The sequence below is a fragment of the Agaribacterium haliotis genome, assembly GCF_002312815.1.
Taxonomy (GTDB): domain Bacteria; phylum Pseudomonadota; class Gammaproteobacteria; order Pseudomonadales; family Cellvibrionaceae; genus Agaribacterium; species Agaribacterium haliotis.
In genome coordinates this window covers 101,943-118,096 of sequence record NZ_NKQJ01000012.1, presented here as the reverse complement: position 1 = coordinate 118,096, position 16,154 = coordinate 101,943, and the positions used below count along the sequence as shown (strand labels likewise).

The following is a 16,154-nucleotide window of genomic DNA, read 5'->3' as shown; positions in this document are numbered from 1 at the left end:
TATGCTCGCTAACGATAAAGGCCTACGCGATTATTTTGACGAGTTACTTTGTGACTTAAGTCCAGGCAGCTCTGAAAACGCTCTTGAAGAAACTACTCAAGAGACTACTGAAGAGACTACTGAAGAGACAAGGCCCGGGCCTCAATCTCGTGAGCGTGATGACTCACCAGAGCCGGCCCCTGACGTGGCCGTGAGCGTGCCACCACAGCCGACTGCGCAGCGCAGCCAAAGCAAGGCGCCGCCCAAAGGTTTTTCGCTTAAAGACAAACGGCAAAACAAGCAGCTTGCTGATAAACAAAAAGAACAGCTTCAAGCACTATTAAGTAAGCCGATTGTCGGCATTGCAAGCGCGCTTGAAACTAAAGCCATTGACGCTGCAGCTGACAGGAAAAAATTAACAACTGAAGCCTTAGCTAAGCAAATAAATAAAGCGCCAATCGCAGACATTTCCGCGAAGCAGGCGGCGCCTGAACTGCACGAGCAACAGCTTGGAATAAGCCGAGCTGAGGCGCAACTTGCAGATCAGGCTTATAAGGCTGCTTCCACGTGGTGTGAAAATGGTCGGCCTGAATGGGCCCAAGAGCACTTTGAGGCCCTGTTGTTTGAGGTCTCCGGCTTGAAACTGGCTGTTCCTCTTGTGGCTCTTGGACAAATATTGCCGATGGAGCAGGGTTTAACCCATATCTTTGGTCAAAGCTCTTGGTTTATGGGGGTATTGGCGTCGCCCTTTGGCAACTTAAGAGTCGTTAATACCGCTTTATTTGTCATGCCCGAGCGCTATGACGAGTCTTTTCTAGACTCCGCTGCCTACGTGATCTCTGTACATGGCGTACCCTGGGCGCTAGCTGTGGATAGTGTGACTCAGCCTATCAAACTCGATCCGAACGAAATCAATTGGCGTTCCGAACGCTCAAAACGACCCTGGCTCGCAGGTACGGTTAAATCTGCCATGTGTGCGTTGATCGACATCCCCACAATGGCCGAGCTACTTATTGAAAGTGACGCGGGACTCAATAACGCTAAGTAAGTGAATGCCGTTGTCGACTGGCATAGAAGCTGCTCTTAACTATATTTAGAGTGCTGTGGGTCGGCATTTTGACGCCAGGTCCACTGCCACAGTTAATTTTTTGAGGGCACGGTGCAATGACAGCAACTTTAAGCAAAGACAGCGTCAGTGAGGACCCGGTATTACAGTGGGTTACTTTTAAACTGGCTGGCGAGACCTACGGTGTAAATGTCATGCAGGTGCAAGAGGTGCTTCGCTACACCGAGATCGCTCCGGTACCTGGTGCGCCGCCTTATGTTATGGGCATCGTTAATCTGCGCGGCAATGTTGTTACGGTGATCGATGCGCGTTTTCGCTTTGGTTTGCAACCCGGAGAAATCAGCGAAAATACGCGCATTGTTATTCTTGAGGCCGAAGCGCACGTCGTAGGCATTTTGGTAGATAGCGTTGCTGAGGTTGTTTATCTCAAACAAAGTGAAATAGAGACGGCGCCAAATGTTGGCAATGAAGAGAGTGCTCGCTTTATTCAGGGCGTTTGCCATAAAAATGACGAACTGCTGATACTTATTGAGCTCGACAAGCTGCTCACTGACGATGAGTGGGCGGAGTTGGAGGCGGTCTAATGCTCGGTGAATTGATGATGGCTATTAACAATGGATTGGCAGAGTACAGTGGTTTAATCAGCCTTGGCCTTGTGTTGATGAATGTGGTTTTAGTTGCAACGATCGTGCAAATGCGCGTTAGTGCGCTCAGGCGTCAACAAGCATTAGTAAAGCACGTCAACATGAGTCAAAACAGTGTGATTGATGTGGGTGAGCGTTTAATGGGCTTGGAGAAGCGTTTGCTTCAGCTGAATAAAGAGCAGCGGGAGCTCGGTGATAGTCAAATTGAGCTATGCTTCAGTAGAGCCCGGACGATGCTGGATCAGGGCCTAAGCGATGAAACCATCGCTGCAAACAGCGGTTTAAGTATGGCTGAAGTTAGTTTGTTGAAAATGGTACAAACTCAAAGTCAGCAATCACAGAGCCGACATACTTCGGAGGCCTTGGCGTCCTGAGCGCGACTTGATGAGGTGGCTTATGAAAGTGGTATTTGAGTTTATGAGTCACGCATTTACCGTTTTGTTTGTCTGTACGGGCTTAAGCATAACCTTAGCTGCTTGCAGTGTATCGGATCGATTGGTCTACGAGGACGCCGAAGGTGTGGTGCCGCAATCGTTTTTTTCTACTGTTAAAAAAAATAAAACCCACAAGCGCTGGATTGTCGATAATTTGGGTAGCCCGCACTTTTCTGTTGAGGGCCCGAATCAGGAAGAAATTTACACCTACCATTTCAAGCAAAGTCGTTATCGCAAAACAAGTTTCCTACTTGTTTTAAATTACAACGGCTCTGAGAACCAACAAATTAACTACCATGTTTTATTGTGTGACGATGTCGTTAAGAAAGCCTGGTGGGATCAATTTGTTGCCGTTGAAGTCGATAAGCTCAGCCGAGACTCTGATTGCGGCGAAAGCAAAACAGAAATGGAAGCGCGCGCAGACAAAACCGACGAGCGCTTTGAGATACCTGCCCCCGTCGATGCGGCTAAAGTTGGTTAGCCGCTTTAGTTATCCTGTAATTTTCTAGCTGTAAATAACAAGCCACTTTGCTGGCAGTCCTGGCTTATAAGGTAGAGATAACTGTTTACCAGGCCGCTGCAGTCCGGCACAGACTTTGGATCTTCCGCCGGGTAAGCGTTCAGGCGCAGACGTGTTCGAGTTGGCCCGGGGTCAACACTGTTAACACATATCGGAGCGATGCCTTCAAGCTCGTGAGCTAAAACTTGGCGCAAGTTGTCAATACCGGCCTTGGATACAGAATACGCACACGAATAAGCTTTTGCGTCGCTTGCACAGGCATCCGTACTAAAAACAATGCGCCCATGCTCCGATTTCTTTAAAAGTGGCAGCAGAGCGCGGCAGAGCATAAATGGCGCTGTTAAGTTAACCTGCAACACCTTGGCCCAGGTTTCACTTTTGTAGTGCTCTACGGGCGTCCGTTGGCCCAGTTCGGCGGCGTTCAGTAACAGCCCGTCGAGTTGAGTAAATTCTTGTTCAAGTGCATCGGCCATAGCGCTGTAGTCGTCTGGCCCCGCGCTATCTAAACTCAAGCAATAAATAGCGGCTTGCGGCAGGCCCTCCTCTTCAATTTCGTCGTAGAGCTCTTCTAATTTTGCGTTGCTGCGCCCGTGCAGAATCACTGTCGCCCCCGCTCTTGCGTAGCTAAGAGCTGCTTGGCGGCCAATACCTTCGGTGGCGCCGGTTACAAGAATGACTTTGTCAGTGAGCAGCCCGGCGCGAGGTGCGTAGTCTGCGGGAATGGTGTGGCTGGTCATAAATAAGCTAAAAATATTTTGATGTTTGTTGGAGCGTTTCGAAACACGAGTGCGTCGTTTTTGTCTTGAGTCGGTCAGCGCAGATAACTAGAGGTAGCGTTGTACGATGGGCCAGATTTCGTCGGCGCTATCGACATAATGGTCGGCTTGCCATTGGCGGCTATCCTCGTCAGCGGGAATATAACCGTAGTTGACGGCAATCGTCTTCATACCGGCATTGCGCCCACATTCAATATCGCGCAAGTGATCACCTATATAGATCGCTTCAAACGGTTCGCAGCCAGTTTGTTTACAGGCCAGATACAGTGATTCGGGATGGGGCTTGCGCTGCTGAACGTGCTCGGGGGCCAATACACAGCTGGGTTCGCTGGCAAAACGAAACTGCTTTACCAGTGGTTCGGTCAAAGGCCAGGGTTTATTGGTTACTATGCCCCAGGCGAGCCCTCGGCTTTGCAGGCTGTCGATAAGCTGTTCTATACCGGCAAATGGCGTAGTGTGTTGATTGAGCTTAGCCATGTAGTGTTCTAACAGGCGCTGGCGCAGGGGCTCGATACGCTTGTCGTTATCGTTGAGTTCGTAGCCGGCTTTGACCAGTGCATAAGAGCCTTCACTGACAATGTTGCGCGCAATGTTCAGGGCAAGGGGCTCGAGGCCATCTTCTTGCATAATACTGGCAAGCGCTGCGCTCAAGTCCTGTGCGGTATCGAGCAGGGTGCCGTCCAAATCAAAAAAAACTGCTCTTAAAGCCATTTAATAAGTCTCTTTTCGTGCGCGGAGCACGTAGTTTACGCTGCTGTCTTCGGCGTTGAGGTAGAAGCTTTGCGAGAGCGCCCGATAACTTATGCCACTGATATCTTCAACGCAAAGCCCGGCTTGGCGAAGCCAGCAACAGAGCTCGGCCGGCTGAATAAACTTGCTGTATTCGTGCGTGCCTTTGGGCAATAGCTTGAGCATGTACTCGGCGCCGAGAATGGCAAAGGCATAAGCTTTTGGGTTGCGGTTAATGGTCGAGAAATACAGGTAGCCGCCGGGCTTGACCAGGGCGCTGCAGGCTTTAATGGTCGACAGCGGATCGGGTACGTGCTCAAGCATTTCCATGCAGGTCAATACATCAAACTGTTCGGCGTGCTGTTCGGCAAAGTCTTCAGCGGAGCATTGCTGGTAGTTAATGTCGAGCTGGCTTTCGAGCGCGTGTAAGCGGGCGACTTCAAGCGGCGCGCCGCCCATGTCGAGCCCGCAGACTTTAGCCCCGCGCTGGGCCAACGCCTCGCTGAGCAGGCCGCCACCACAGCCGATATCGATAATACGTCGGCCCGCGACGGGGCTGCCCGCATCGACATAATTAGCTCTGACGGGGTTCATTTGATGCAGAGGCTTGAATTCGCCTTCCGGGTCCCACCAGCGACTCGCCATACGTTCAAATTTGCGAATTTCTTGAGGGTCGACGTTTTGTGCGCTCGAGTCAGACATTGACGACTTTCTCTCTCCATTGTTGAGCGGTATTGACTAGCTGTTCTTGATTGATACGTGTGAGCACGCCGTTTTCTAGCAGCCTCTGACCCGCGACCCAAACATCACTCGCGCGGCAGTGACTGTAGACAATTTGGCTGACCGGATTATACATAGGCTGTTGAGCGAGACCGCTTAAGTCAATAGCACATATATCCGCCGCCTTGCCTAGCTCCAGCGAACCGCAGACTTTGTCCAGGCCCAGCGCTTTAGCGCCGGCCATGGTGGCCATGTAGAGCGCCTGGTGAGCGTGTACGGCGCTGGCGTTACCACTTTCAACTTTGGCTAACAGCGCCGCTTGGCGCATCTCGCTGAGCATATTTAGGCCGTTATTACTCGCAGCGCCATCGGTGCCGAGCGCGACGTTGACGCCCGCGTCGAGCAGCCGAGTGACTGGGCAGGCGCCGCTGGCAAGCTTCATATTTGAGTTCGGGCAGTGGATAACATGCGCACCGCTGTTTTGTAGCAGTGTTATATCCCCGTCATCGACTTGTGTCATGTGCACACACTGGCTCAGCGGCGATAACAGTCCCAGCTCGGCGAGCCGTTGACTGGGCCTCATGCCGCTGTGCTTGAGGGCTTGCTCGACTTCGTCAGCGGTTTCGTGCAGGTGAATTTGTAAAGGTATTTGCAGCTCTTCGGCAAGTGTTACCACCTTGCGCAAGCTTTCATCGCCAACGGTATAGGGGGCGTGGGGGCCAAACGCGACGCCGATGCGATCAGACGAGCGGTAGCGATCGTGCAAGCTCAAGCCCTTGTGTATCGCTTCTTCAGGCCCGGATGCCCAAGCGGTGGCGAAATCGAGAATGGGGAAGGCAAGCTGGGCGCGAATACCGCTTTCCCGAGCGACTTCTGCTGCCACTTCGGGGAAAAAGTACATGTCACTAAAGCAGCTGGTGCCACTTAATAACATTTCGGCAATGGCTAATTCGGTGCCGTCGCGGACAAACGCCTCACTGAGCAAACGCGCTTCGGCCGGCCAAATGTGTTGTTCAAGCCAGGGTTGTAGTTGCAGGTCATCGGCGTAGCCGCGCAACAAACTCATGGCAGCGTGGCCGTGAGCGTTAACTAGGCCAGGTATCAACACGTGCTGTTCTAGCTCAACCAACTCGTTCACATGGTAGCGTTTGGCTAATTCTGACTGCAGAACAATGTCGATGATCTTGCCTTGGTTTATAATCAGCGCGCTGTTCTCAAGGGTGCGCCCTGTGGGAACAACGGGAATGATCCAGCTGGCGCTGACGGCGAGGTCGACTTGGTTCAAGCTCATGGCTGTCGGACTGTCTCTACTGCGTGAAGGCCCGCAAGTATACCTGAATGTTTAATGTGAGCGCGCTTCATGTCCAAGGTTATTGCTTTTAAACGCCCCAGTCCCAAAGACAAACACAAAGGCAAAACACTCTGCCGCAGTGGTTTTCACAAGTGGAAGGTTGAGACCGAGCAAAAATTTGACGTTAAACAGGGCAAGTTGGTGACGGTACTGCTCTGTACACGCTGTGGTGAACGCAAACATAAGTTAATTTGATGACTACTGAAAAAAAAGAAACAACCGGGCTTGGTGAGGATTTAAATCAAGGTCTTAATCGCGAGTGCGCCAAAATACCGTGGGCCGAGCTGCAGCGCTTTTTTGCCTCGGGTATTGCTGTGCAAGTTGATAAAAGTCTTGATCTGATTGAGGTCGCAGCGCTGATCCACCAAGACCGGGCGAGCGAGGTAGAGCGCTTAATGAATGATGGGCTGCTGGCCCAGGTCAGCGATACTCAAGCTCAGGCCTGGTTTGATCAACAGGCAGAGGTTTGGGCCATTGTCATCAAGCCCTGGGTACTTGTGCAAGGCATATAGTGCCGAGCATAAGCCCTCGTTGGGCGCCGCTTGGCGGCAAGCTTCAAGGCAGCTCTTGGTCTGCTGTGCTATATAGAATTAGGTCGTTTCTTTATAAGCGGCGAGTAATTCAGTGCGGGAGTAGCCAGGCGCAATGTCGCGTTTTAATCATCGGGGCAGCGATGCATCGCCCCCAAATCAATCGGATAAAGTGCTTGCAGGCGGTACAAATACCGATGAGATAGCGCAAGCCTCGGCCGCTATCTGGAATTGGGATTTGCTGAAAGGCGTGCTGTCCATCAGCGACGCGCTAGCGACAATGCTCGGTTACCGTGTTGCTGAGCTATTGCCGCTGGGGGCACGGCTCCGCTCGGAACTTTGTCACCCCGAAGATAGGCAAGCACACCAGCTCAGTTTAGATACAGCCCTGAAAAGTGGTGCCTACCAGTGTGAGCTGCGTATGCAGCACAAACTAGGGCACTGGCTTTATGTCAGTGAAAGTGCTGTTGTCAGCAAGCGAGATGAGCAAGGTCAAGCCATACATATTATCGGCTCTGTGCTCGATATCAGCGCTCGTGTGCAGCAGCAGAGGGCCTTGCTGCGCCACCGGGATCTGTTTGAAATCATGAGTGAGCACGGCCGCATAGGTGGCTGGGAGCTCGATCTTGTTGCGCAAAGTATCTACTGGTCGCCGATGACCCGGCGTATTCACGAGGTTGACGATAACTTCGTGCCCGAAGTCGAGACTGCCATTAATTTTTATAAAGCGGGGCAAAGCCGAGATACCATACGTCACTTGGTTGATATTGGTATCAATCAAGGCAAACCCTGGAGTGTTGAGCTGCAGCTGGTGACCGCAAAAGGCCGAGAGATTTGGGTTGCTGCCACCGGCGCGGCAGAGTTTGACCAAGGCCGCTGTGTTCGACTCTACGGCTCGTTTCAAGATATCGATGAACGCAAACGCACTGAGCGTGCGATTTTTGAAGCCAAGGAGCAGGCCGAGCAAGCAGCGCGCGCGAAAAGCGAGTTTTTAGCGATGATGAGTCACGAGATTCGTACACCGTTAAATGGCGTGCTGGGCATGCTGAGCCTGTTGCAGCGCAGCAACTTAGACTCCGAACAGCAGCGAAAAGCTCACATCGCGCGCAATAGTGCAGAGAGCCTGCTGCAAATAATTAACGACATCCTCGATTTCACCAAGGTTGATGCTGGTCATCTCGACTTGGTTGACAAAGATTTTGACTTAAGCAACTTACTCGACGACGTATGTGCGGGTATGGCGCTTCGCGCTGCGGAGAAAAAACTAGAGCTGGTGATCGACCAGTGTGAAGTAGAACAAAGCTTGGTGCGCGGCGATGAAGGGCGCCTGCGCCAGGTCTTGGTTAACTTAATAGGCAACGCGATTAAATTTACCGCTGAGGGTGAAATTCTGCTGCGTGCGCGCCTCAACCGAGCCGGGCAGAGTTTGCTGCTCGATATCGATGTCTGCGACACAGGCATAGGCATTGCTAAAGCTCAGCAAGCACACTTGTTTCAGCCTTTTACGCAAGTAGACAGTTCGCTGACACGAGCCTACGGAGGCACAGGGCTGGGTTTGGCAATCAGCTACAAGCTGTGTCGCTTAATGGGCGGCGATCTCAGTGTCGATAGCGAAGAGGGCAGTGGTGCAACCTTTAGTTTCAGTGTTGAGCTAAGAGCTGCCGAGCTCGAGAGCAAAACGCAGGCTCAGGTCGACTTGCAGCTGTGTGATGTGCTGTTAATTCTTGCCAACCCGCGTGCGCGATCGACCCTGGAGCGTCAATTTGGTCTGTGGGGAGCCAGTGTTACCGCGGCGGATTCTTATGAGCTGGGCCTGGCTCTGGCGACTGCGATGGGGCGCAAACAGCCTTATGCGTTGGTCTTGGTTGAGGGCAGTTTAAATGACGGCAGTGCGGAAGCGTTTGCTTACAAGTTTCGCCAGATTGAGTTTTTAAAAAGCTCGCCGCTGGTATTGCTTAACCCCATCAACGACGGCTTTGCTGAAAAGCACCTCGAGGCGATGGGCTATCGCATGCACCTGCCCAAGCCAATTACTCGCCGCGACCTGCACAAAGCGCTTGCCTTGATTGATCTAAGCGCGCCAACCCTGCTGAGCCCGGAGTCAACAAGCAGTTTTGATGAAAACATCCTGCTCGTGGAAGACAATCACGTCAATCAAGAGGTTGCGCTGATGATGCTCGAAGACCTGGGCAAGAGTGCAACGGTTGCGCAAAATGGTCGCGAGGCCCTGGGTTTGATGCAGGGCGCAGACGAGCACAGGCCCTATACGATGGTGCTGATGGACTGTCAGATGCCGGTGATGGATGGTTATGAGGCAACCAAAGCTATTCGCGGCGGTGAGGCCGGCGAGCGCTACCGCCGCGTACCGATATTAGCGATGACCGCCAACGCAATGAAAGGCGACAAAGAGAAGTGCCTAAACAGCGGCATGGATGATTATCTGGCGAAACCATTTGATGAACAAGAGCTTGCTGAGTTGATCTCGCGCTGGTCAACACCCGCTTCAATACATGACTGACCTGTCATTAGTTACTTGGGTGTGTGCCTCGCCGTCATAACACCCGCCGCCACTGCATCGACACCACGTTTATATGCTTTCTCTTGTTAGATAAATCCAGCACAATAATGATAAGCTATGAGGTACATAGGTTTTTATAGCTGTTGTTAATTTAGCTGCCAGCTTATAGTGAATTCACTGTTTCTTACCACGAAGTCTAGGAGTTTAAGATGTTGCAGAACAAAGAAGGTCAGCGTGTTCCCGTTTGTGCTTTTCCCGTGCGAGTTAACAATGAATGGCAGCAGTGGACAAGCGATGGCTTGTTTGCAGGAAAAAAAGTCATTGTCTTTGCGTTGCCCGGCGCTTTTACGCCAACCTGTTCGTCAACGCACCTGCCGCGTTACAACGAGCTTGCGCCAGTGTTTAAGCAACACGGTATTGACGAGATTATCTGTTTAAGTGTCAATGACACCTTTGTTATGAATTCGTGGGCCGGTGATCAACAGGCTGACAATATCCGTTTTCTGCCCGATGGCAATGGTGATTTTAGCGAGGGCATGGGCCTGTTGGTCGATAAGAGTGATATAGGTTTTGGCAAGCGCAGCTGGCGCTACTCTATGCTTGTGAACGACGGCGTGATTGAAAAAATGTTTATTGAGCCCGAAGAACCAGGCGATCCGTTTAAGGTAAGTGACGCCGACACCATGCTGAATTATCTGGCGCCTGAAGCCAAGCTTCCCGCTCGTATCTCGCTGTTCACCAAGCCGGGTTGTCCGCACTGCTCACGTGCAAAGGATGCTCTGGCTGCCAGGGGGTTGAAGTACGAGGTCATCGAGCTCGGTCACGATGGTCTCAGCTATAGCTCGCTTGCTGCCGTGACCGGGCAGGGCACAACCCCTCAGGTTTATGTCGATGGTCAACGTATCGGCGGCGCTGATGAGCTTGAAGCCTGGCTCGCCGAGAACAATTAAACACGCTGCGATTCTCCCGAGTAAAAAGCCGGCAGCGGCTGCGCTGCCGGCTTTTTACTGTGCCGGGCTCTGGCTATAATGTCATTTTTTTAATGGGGTTAGGGGCCTGCAATGGCGAAATCTTTACAAGAGCAACTGATGGGCGCAGGCCTGATCGATCAAAAAAAAGCCAAAAAAATCAAAAAAGATCAGAGCAAACAAGCCCATGCCAAGGTCAAGGCCGGGCTTAATCAAGAGAGTGATGCCCAGCGCAACGCGCGCGAAGCTCAAAAGCAAAAGCAGCAAAAAGATAGAGAGTTAAACGCCGCGAAGAAAGCAGAAGCGGAGCAAAAGGCCATCTTTGCTCAAGTTAAGCAACTGGTCAATCACTACAAAATTAAAGACCGCAAAGGCGAGTTGGAGTTTAATTTTGTCGATGGTTCGACGGTTAAAAAACTCTTGTTAAACCGCGATAGTTTTGAAAAGTGCAGCCGGGGATTAATCAGTGTTGTGAGCCTGGATGGCCGCTATGAGCTGGTGCCAAGACCCATCGCTGAAAAAATTCGCGAGCGCATGCCGGAACTAATCATCGTTGATAATTATCGAGCGAAAGAGTCGGCTGGCACTAACGTTGCCGCCACTGGCACTGCGTCGCCGGAAAGCGATGCAGGTGAAATAAGTGACGAGGATTATTACGCGCAGTTTGAGATCCCTGATGATTTAATGTGGTAAAACCTGGGTTCGCAGTGTGTTGGCCTAGCTTTGTCTGGCTTTAGCTTAAGTAAGAGAGCTTAAGTTTAGTGCCCAGGTTTTAGTATTTTTAGTTGTTTTTAGTTGTTTCTTTGACTTCTTACAGCTCGTATCGGCGTATTTGCGCTAGTCTCGTTAGCCTTTCAGTAAAAAAGAGTTGAGGCTTCATTGGCGTTTTCATTAAAACAAGCGATTGCTGCGACGCCCACGCCTTTGGCGGGCCTTGCTCTTGGTATTGTGGCTTTAGGTTTTGTTGTCGAGCGGCGCCTTGCGCTTAGCGCAGCTTATCGTGCCTCTGCCGAAGGGTTTGTGCAACACAGCGCCGCGCTGATTTCGACGGCGCTAATTGCTTTGATCGTTATTAAGTTTCTACTTAAACCTCGTTTGTTGAGCAGTGAGTTAGCACACCCAATTATCGGTAGCGTGGTGCCGACCCTGGCCATGAGCTTGATGTTAATCTCCGCCGCAGTCGGGCATTTTTGGCCCTGGCTTGCGGTGGAATTGTGGTATAGCGCAGTCTTTTTACACTTGCTTTTGCTGCTAATTTTTTTGTGGCATCAGCTGCGCGGTTTTTTATTGAACAATATGGTGCCGAGCTGGTTTGTACCGCCTATTGGTGTGGCCGTAGCGGGTTTGACTTGCCCGAGTCCGGCCGAGCAGGAGCTGGCGCGATACATAGTCTATTTTGCGATGGCTTGTTTTGTTGTCATGATGGTACCCATGCTTCACCGCTTAATTTTTGCCGAAGAAGTGGTTGATGCGGCCAAACCGACCATCGCCGTATTGGCCGCGCCGGCAAGTCTACTGCTTGCAGCATATTTAAATGTTGAACCTGAGCCGTCTTTGGTCTTGGTGAGCTCTCTGCTCGGTATTGCCCTGCTGATGACCTGCTTAATTTATCTCGCATTTTTCCATTTGTTGCGCCTGCCATTTAGTCCGGCCTATTCAGCGTTTACCTTTCCAATGGTGATCAGCGCCAGTGCTCTGCAAGCCGCTGCGGCCTATGTGCATACTAAAAACCCAGCCGAAGCCGAGCTCTTGCAGGTGTTGGCGGATATCGAGTTGTTAATCGCCGTCGCTGTAGTTGTTTATGTGGCTGTGCTTTATTTAAGAGCTTTTTGCCTGCAACTTAGCCGTGGTTTAAGTTTTGAACCCAAGTGAAGGCTTTAACAAAAGATTTAGTGTTGATAAAAAGCTAGTAACAGTAGCGACTCGCTGTATCCGCTTTGCGGTCTCAACGCGAGTTTTATCTCTGATATCTGCTTTTAGTCATTAGAGGATTAACTGGGGGTGGTTCGATGTTAGTGAAAAAAATAGTGGTGTTGTTATCACTGTTGCTGGTTTGCAGTGTCAGTATTGCTCAAAGCTCGGTGTGGAAAGTCGAAAAACCTGGCAGGGTTTTGTACCTTGCGGGCACGATGCATTTATTAGAAGCGAGTGATCACCCGTTACCGTCTTCTTATGAAAAGGCCTATGCCGCCGCAAGCGTTGTGGTGTTCGAAACGGATCTGACTCAGGCAAATAGTGCCGAGGCTCAAATGAAGATAATGCAGGCACTGATGGCCAGGCCTGGAAAGACGCTTGAACAAGTACTCAAAGCTAAGACTTACCGCGCAGTTGAAAACTATTTTTCCGAACGGGCTTTACCGCTGGCTTCGTTCACGGGTTTGAGCGCTTCGGGTTTGAGTTTGACAATGATTTCACTCGAATTGCAGCGCCTGGGCTATCAGGCGGCTTTTGGTGTTGATCAGTATTTTCAGGACAAGGCAATCAATGATAATAAGATAAGCATGTCTTTAGAGAGCTTGGATTTTCAAATTGGCATGCTGGCTAATTTGGGAGAGGGCAAGGAGGATGAGATCATTGAATATACCCTGTCCGATTTGGCTCGTCTCCCCGCCTATGTTGCCGATCTAAAGGCAGCGTGGCGCAAAGGTGATTTAGCGGGCATCGAAAAAGAGAGTATTGTCGAGCTGCGAGAGCAATTCCCTGACATCTATAGGCGGCTACTACTTGAACGAAACCAGCACTGGCTGCCTCAGATTCACGCGATGTTAAATACTCAAGAGGTCGAGTTGGTACTTGTTGGCGCTGCCCACCTAGCAGGCAGCGACGGCTTACTTCAGGCCTTAGAGCGTTCGGGAGCCAAGCTCACTCAAATGCCTTAGAGTATTTGCCTGCTTTCGACGGGCCTCATTATTCCTCTTAGTGAGACCCGTTACTTTAACAGCTTGCCCTAAGGTGGCTGCAAAGAGCATAAAATAATACTTATTAGAATGCTTACAGCGCGGCAATTTTTTCTTTTTGTTCGCCAAGCTTGGCAAAAGCACTTTCCTGCTCTGCCAAACGATCGCGCTCTTTCTGCACAACTTCAGCCGGCGCATTATCAACAAACTTCGCGTTGCTGAGTTTGCCTTTCAGGCCGCCGATATTTTTCTCAAGCTTGGCCAGTTCTTTATCCAAACGGGCAAGCTCGGCGTCTTTATCGATCAGGCCGGCAAGTGGAACATGAACTTCTAAGTCACCAACCAAAGCTGTCGCAGAAAGCGGTGCTTGTTCACCGCTGCTTACCCAGGTGACGCTTTCGAGCGAAGCAAGTTTGCTCAAAAACGCTTCGTTGCTTTCGAGGCGGCGTTTGTCTTCGCCTGAACCATTAACAAAATAAACATTCAGCTGTTTGGAAGGGCTAACATTCATTTCGCCGCGAATACCGCGAATACCGACAATGACATTTTGCAGCCATTCAACATCGGCGAGGGCTTGCTCGTCAATCTTCGACTCGTCGGCCTCGGGGTAGGGTGCAAGCATCAGCGTATCACCTTCAGCGCCAGCCAGGGGTTTAACACGCTGCCAGATTTCCTCGGTAATAAATGGCATTAGCGGATGAGCCAGACGCAAAGTGGCTTCCAGTACACGCACCAGTGTCTGACGAGTACCGCGCTGAACCGCTTCGCTGGCATTCTCATTCCACAGCACTGGCTTGGTCAGCTCAAGGTACCAATCGCAGTAATCTTTCCAGATAAAGTCGTACAGAGCCTGACTGGCAAGGTCGAGACGATAGCTGCGGAAGCCTTCGTGAACAGCTTTTTCAGCTTGCTGCAGCTTGGCCATAATCCAGCGATCAGCCAGAGTCAGTTCTACTTCACCACCGTCCTGACCGCAGTCTTTATCTTCGGTGTTCATAAACACGTAGTTCGACGCGTTCCACAGCTTGTTACAGAAGTTGCGGAAACCTTCGATACGGCCAACGTCGAAGTTGATGTCGCGACCGGTAGAGGCGAGTGAATAATAGGTGTAACGCAGGGCGTCAGTTCCGTAACCGGCGATGCCGTCCGGGAACTCTTTGCGTGTTTGTTTTTCGATTTTGGTCTTGAGCTTCGGCACCTGCATGCCTGCGGTGCGTTTTTGTACAAGACTCTCAAGGTCGATACCGTCGATCAGATCGATCGGGTCGAGTACGTTGCCCTTGGACTTCGACATTTTCTGACCGTGACTGTCACGCACCAGACCATGCACATAAACCGTGTCAAAGGGCACTTCTTTTTTGAAGTACAGGGTCAGCATAATCATGCGTGCAACCCAGAAGAAAATAATATCGAAACCAGTCACCAGTACTGAAGACGGGTGGAAGGTCTTTAGGAAGTCGGTATCTTCCGGCCAACCGAGGGTACCGAAAGTCCACAGGCCCGAGCTAAACCAGGTATCGAGAACGTCGTCGTCCTGCTTTAATACAACGTCATCGGCAATGCTGTATTTAGCGCGAACATCTTGTTCGTCACGGCCAACATAAACTTTGCCGTCTTCGTCATACCAAGCCGGAATACGGTGACCCCACCACAGCTGACGGCTGATGCACCAATCCTGAATATCGCGCATCCACGAGAAATACATATTCTCGTACTGCTTCGGTACAAAATTAATATCGCCACCCTCAACCGCTTTAATCGCTTCGTCGGCCAAAGGCTGGGTTTTTACATACCATTGGTTAGTCAGGTAAGGCTCAATCACAACACCGCTGCGGTCGCCGCGCGGAACTTTTAATTTGTGATCGTCGATTTTCTCGAGCAGGCCGAGCTCTTCCAGGTCGGCAACAATCTTCTTACGCGCATCAAAACGATCGAGGCCCTGATAAGCTTCAGGCACACTCTTGTTCATGGTGGCGTCGTCGGTGAAGACGTTGATCATCGGCAGGTCGTGACGCTGGCCAACTTCGTAATCGTTAAAGTCATGCGCAGGGGTGATCTTCACACAGCCGGTACCGAACTCTGCATCGACGTAGTCGTCGGCAATAATTGGAATTTCACGGTCGGTTAAAGGCAGTTTAATAAACTTGCCAACGAGATCTTTGTAGCGCTCATCTTCAGGATTCACCGCAACCGCAGTATCACCGAGCATAGTTTCAGGACGAGTGGTTGCGACAACGAGGTGACCACTGCCATCGGCAAGCGGATAGCGGAAGTGCCACATATGGCCGTTTTCTTCTTCGCTAATGACCTCAAGGTCGGAAATTGCAGTGTGCAGTTTCGGATCCCAGTTTACGAGGCGCTTGCCGCGATAAATCAGGTCGTCTTCGTAGAGACGAATAAATACTTCTTGTACGGCTTTATAAAAACCTTCATCCATCGTGAAGCGCTCGCGGCTCCAGTCCGGAGAGGCGCCGAGGCGGCGCAGCTGACGGCAGATATTGCCACCGCTTTCTTCTTTCCACTTCCATACACGGTCGATGAATTTGTCGCGACCGAGTTCGTGGCGATTGGTGCCTTCGGCATCAAGCAGGCGCTCAACAACCATTTGCGTGGCGATGCCCGCGTGGTCAGTACCGACTTGCCACAGGGTATTGCAGCCTTTCATACGGTGGTAACGAATCAGCGCATCCATGATGCTTTCCTGGAAACCGTGACCCATGTGCAGGCTGCCTGTCACATTTGGTGGGGGGATCATGATGCTGTAGGGCTCTCCTTCACCACTTGGGGCGAAGTAGTTTTTCTCTTCCCATTGCTGATACCACTTGCTTTCAATCGAGGAGGGCTGGTAGGTCTTGTCCATCGTGTACTGACTTTTTAAATGTAATTTAAGCGTAAATAGTTAACACAGGCGACGCCTCTGGCGTTTACCTGCAAAAAAACGGGAAATTATAGCACGGCCTAGCGCATGTGCTGCCGGGCTGTGTTGCAGATTTATCGCAAATTTCTAGCTGTTAATCTGCAG

The 16,154-nt window shown here is 51.1% G+C and carries 16 protein-coding genes; 11 read left to right on the top strand and 5 right to left on the bottom strand.

Going from position 1 to position 16,154, the window contains the following annotated elements:
* Nucleotide 1: 1 nt before the first annotated feature.
* The 4 genes from CFK45_RS14585 to CFK45_RS14570 all read left to right on the top strand — a co-directional run bounded on the left by CFK45_RS14585 (nt 2) and on the right by CFK45_RS14570 (nt 2,604).
* Nucleotides 2-1,027 carry a chemotaxis protein CheW gene (locus tag CFK45_RS14585; protein WP_096087176.1) on the top strand — a complete coding sequence of 342 codons (1,026 nt, stop codon included), beginning with the start codon at nt 2-4 and terminating at the stop codon, nt 1,025-1,027.
* A gap of 116 nt (nt 1,028-1,143) precedes the next feature.
* The gene (locus tag CFK45_RS14580) at nt 1,144-1,629 is read left to right on the top strand and encodes a chemotaxis protein CheW (RefSeq protein ID WP_096087175.1); all 486 of its coding nucleotides are present in this window, start codon (nt 1,144-1,146) and stop codon (nt 1,627-1,629) included.
* Entirely contained in the window at nt 1,629-2,063 is a 435-nt protein-coding gene (locus tag CFK45_RS14575; protein WP_096087174.1) for a DUF2802 domain-containing protein, read from the top strand. The genes CFK45_RS14580 and CFK45_RS14575 overlap by 1 nt, the downstream gene beginning before the upstream one ends.
* Nucleotides 2,064-2,085: 22 nt before the next feature.
* Nucleotides 2,086-2,604 carry a hypothetical protein gene (locus CFK45_RS14570; RefSeq protein WP_096087173.1) on the top strand — a complete coding sequence of 173 codons (519 nt, stop codon included), beginning with the start codon at nt 2,086-2,088 and terminating at the stop codon, nt 2,602-2,604.
* Nucleotides 2,605-2,609: 5 nt separating this feature from the next.
* Here CFK45_RS14570 and CFK45_RS14565 read toward each other — a convergent pair whose 3' ends face one another.
* The 4 genes from CFK45_RS14565 to CFK45_RS14550 form a co-directional block, all read right to left on the bottom strand.
* Entirely contained in the window at nt 2,610-3,380 is a 771-nt protein-coding gene (locus tag CFK45_RS14565; protein ID WP_096087172.1) for a YciK family oxidoreductase, read from the bottom strand.
* A gap of 87 nt (nt 3,381-3,467) precedes the next feature.
* Nucleotides 3,468-4,130 carry an HAD family hydrolase gene (locus CFK45_RS14560; RefSeq protein WP_096087171.1) on the bottom strand — a complete coding sequence of 221 codons (663 nt, stop codon included), beginning with the start codon at nt 4,128-4,130 and terminating at the stop codon, nt 3,468-3,470.
* Nucleotides 4,131-4,850, bottom strand: a complete 720-nt coding sequence (ubiG, locus tag CFK45_RS14555) for a bifunctional 2-polyprenyl-6-hydroxyphenol methylase/3-demethylubiquinol 3-O-methyltransferase UbiG (RefSeq protein WP_096087170.1) — start codon at nt 4,848-4,850, stop codon at nt 4,131-4,133.
* The gene (locus CFK45_RS14550; protein WP_096087169.1) at nt 4,843-6,159 is read right to left on the bottom strand and encodes a TRZ/ATZ family hydrolase; all 1,317 of its coding nucleotides are present in this window, start codon (nt 6,157-6,159) and stop codon (nt 4,843-4,845) included. The genes ubiG and CFK45_RS14550 overlap by 8 nt, the downstream gene beginning before the upstream one ends.
* A gap of 69 nt (nt 6,160-6,228) precedes the next feature.
* On the opposite strand from CFK45_RS14550, the gene CFK45_RS14545 reads away from it, so the two are divergent.
* The 7 genes from CFK45_RS14545 (at nt 6,229) to CFK45_RS14515 (ending at nt 13,114) form a co-directional block, all read left to right on the top strand.
* Nucleotides 6,229-6,414: a hypothetical protein gene (locus tag CFK45_RS14545; protein WP_096087168.1), complete on the top strand. Its 186-nt coding sequence runs from the start codon at nt 6,229-6,231 to the stop codon at nt 6,412-6,414.
* Nucleotides 6,414-6,731, top strand: coding sequence for a DUF2288 domain-containing protein (locus tag CFK45_RS14540; protein ID WP_096087167.1), 318 nt, complete (start codon nt 6,414-6,416; stop codon nt 6,729-6,731). The genes CFK45_RS14545 and CFK45_RS14540 overlap by 1 nt, the downstream gene beginning before the upstream one ends.
* Before the next feature lie 133 nt (nt 6,732-6,864).
* Nucleotides 6,865-9,267 carry an ATP-binding protein gene (locus tag CFK45_RS14535; protein WP_096087166.1) on the top strand — a complete coding sequence of 801 codons (2,403 nt, stop codon included), beginning with the start codon at nt 6,865-6,867 and terminating at the stop codon, nt 9,265-9,267.
* Between the two features lie 209 nt (nt 9,268-9,476).
* Nucleotides 9,477-10,217 carry a glutathione peroxidase gene (locus tag CFK45_RS14530; protein ID WP_096087165.1) on the top strand — a complete coding sequence of 247 codons (741 nt, stop codon included), beginning with the start codon at nt 9,477-9,479 and terminating at the stop codon, nt 10,215-10,217.
* A 111-nt stretch (nt 10,218-10,328) separates the two neighbouring features.
* Complete coding sequence (locus CFK45_RS14525) at nt 10,329-10,928, top strand: DUF2058 domain-containing protein (RefSeq protein ID WP_096087164.1); 600 nt, start codon at nt 10,329-10,331, stop codon at nt 10,926-10,928.
* A 186-nt stretch (nt 10,929-11,114) separates the two neighbouring features.
* Nucleotides 11,115-12,107, top strand: a complete 993-nt coding sequence (locus CFK45_RS14520) for a TDT family transporter (protein WP_096087163.1) — start codon at nt 11,115-11,117, stop codon at nt 12,105-12,107.
* A gap of 137 nt (nt 12,108-12,244) precedes the next feature.
* Nucleotides 12,245-13,114 (top strand): TraB/GumN family protein, encoded by an 870-nt coding sequence (locus CFK45_RS14515; protein WP_096087162.1) that lies wholly within the window; start codon nt 12,245-12,247, stop codon nt 13,112-13,114.
* A gap of 112 nt (nt 13,115-13,226) precedes the next feature.
* Here CFK45_RS14515 and CFK45_RS14510 read toward each other — a convergent pair whose 3' ends face one another.
* Nucleotides 13,227-15,992, bottom strand: coding sequence for a valine--tRNA ligase (locus tag CFK45_RS14510; protein WP_096087161.1), 2,766 nt, complete (start codon nt 15,990-15,992; stop codon nt 13,227-13,229).
* Between the last annotated feature and the right edge of the window lie 162 nt (nt 15,993-16,154).

Coding starts and splice junctions, on each gene's coding strand:
- CFK45_RS14585 (WP_096087176.1), top strand. CDS start 2: ATGCTCGCTAACGATAAAGGCCTACGCGATTATTTTGACGAGTTACTT.
- CFK45_RS14580 (WP_096087175.1), top strand. CDS start 1,144: ATGACAGCAACTTTAAGCAAAGACAGCGTCAGTGAGGACCCGGTATTA.
- CFK45_RS14575 (WP_096087174.1), top strand. CDS start 1,629: ATGCTCGGTGAATTGATGATGGCTATTAACAATGGATTGGCAGAGTAC.
- CFK45_RS14570 (WP_096087173.1), top strand. CDS start 2,086: ATGAAAGTGGTATTTGAGTTTATGAGTCACGCATTTACCGTTTTGTTT.
- CFK45_RS14565 (WP_096087172.1), bottom strand. CDS start 3,380: ATGACCAGCCACACCATTCCCGCAGACTACGCACCTCGCGCCGGGCTG.
- CFK45_RS14560 (WP_096087171.1), bottom strand. CDS start 4,130: ATGGCTTTAAGAGCAGTTTTTTTTGATTTGGACGGCACCCTGCTCGAT.
- ubiG (WP_096087170.1), bottom strand. CDS start 4,850: ATGTCTGACTCGAGCGCACAAAACGTCGACCCTCAAGAAATTCGCAAA.
- CFK45_RS14550 (WP_096087169.1), bottom strand. CDS start 6,159: ATGAGCTTGAACCAAGTCGACCTCGCCGTCAGCGCCAGCTGGATCATT.
- CFK45_RS14545 (WP_096087168.1), top strand. CDS start 6,229: ATGTCCAAGGTTATTGCTTTTAAACGCCCCAGTCCCAAAGACAAACAC.
- CFK45_RS14540 (WP_096087167.1), top strand. CDS start 6,414: ATGACTACTGAAAAAAAAGAAACAACCGGGCTTGGTGAGGATTTAAAT.
- CFK45_RS14535 (WP_096087166.1), top strand. CDS start 6,865: ATGTCGCGTTTTAATCATCGGGGCAGCGATGCATCGCCCCCAAATCAA.
- CFK45_RS14530 (WP_096087165.1), top strand. CDS start 9,477: ATGTTGCAGAACAAAGAAGGTCAGCGTGTTCCCGTTTGTGCTTTTCCC.
- CFK45_RS14525 (WP_096087164.1), top strand. CDS start 10,329: ATGGCGAAATCTTTACAAGAGCAACTGATGGGCGCAGGCCTGATCGAT.
- CFK45_RS14515 (WP_096087162.1), top strand. CDS start 12,245: ATGTTAGTGAAAAAAATAGTGGTGTTGTTATCACTGTTGCTGGTTTGC.
- CFK45_RS14510 (WP_096087161.1), bottom strand. CDS start 15,992: ATGGACAAGACCTACCAGCCCTCCTCGATTGAAAGCAAGTGGTATCAG.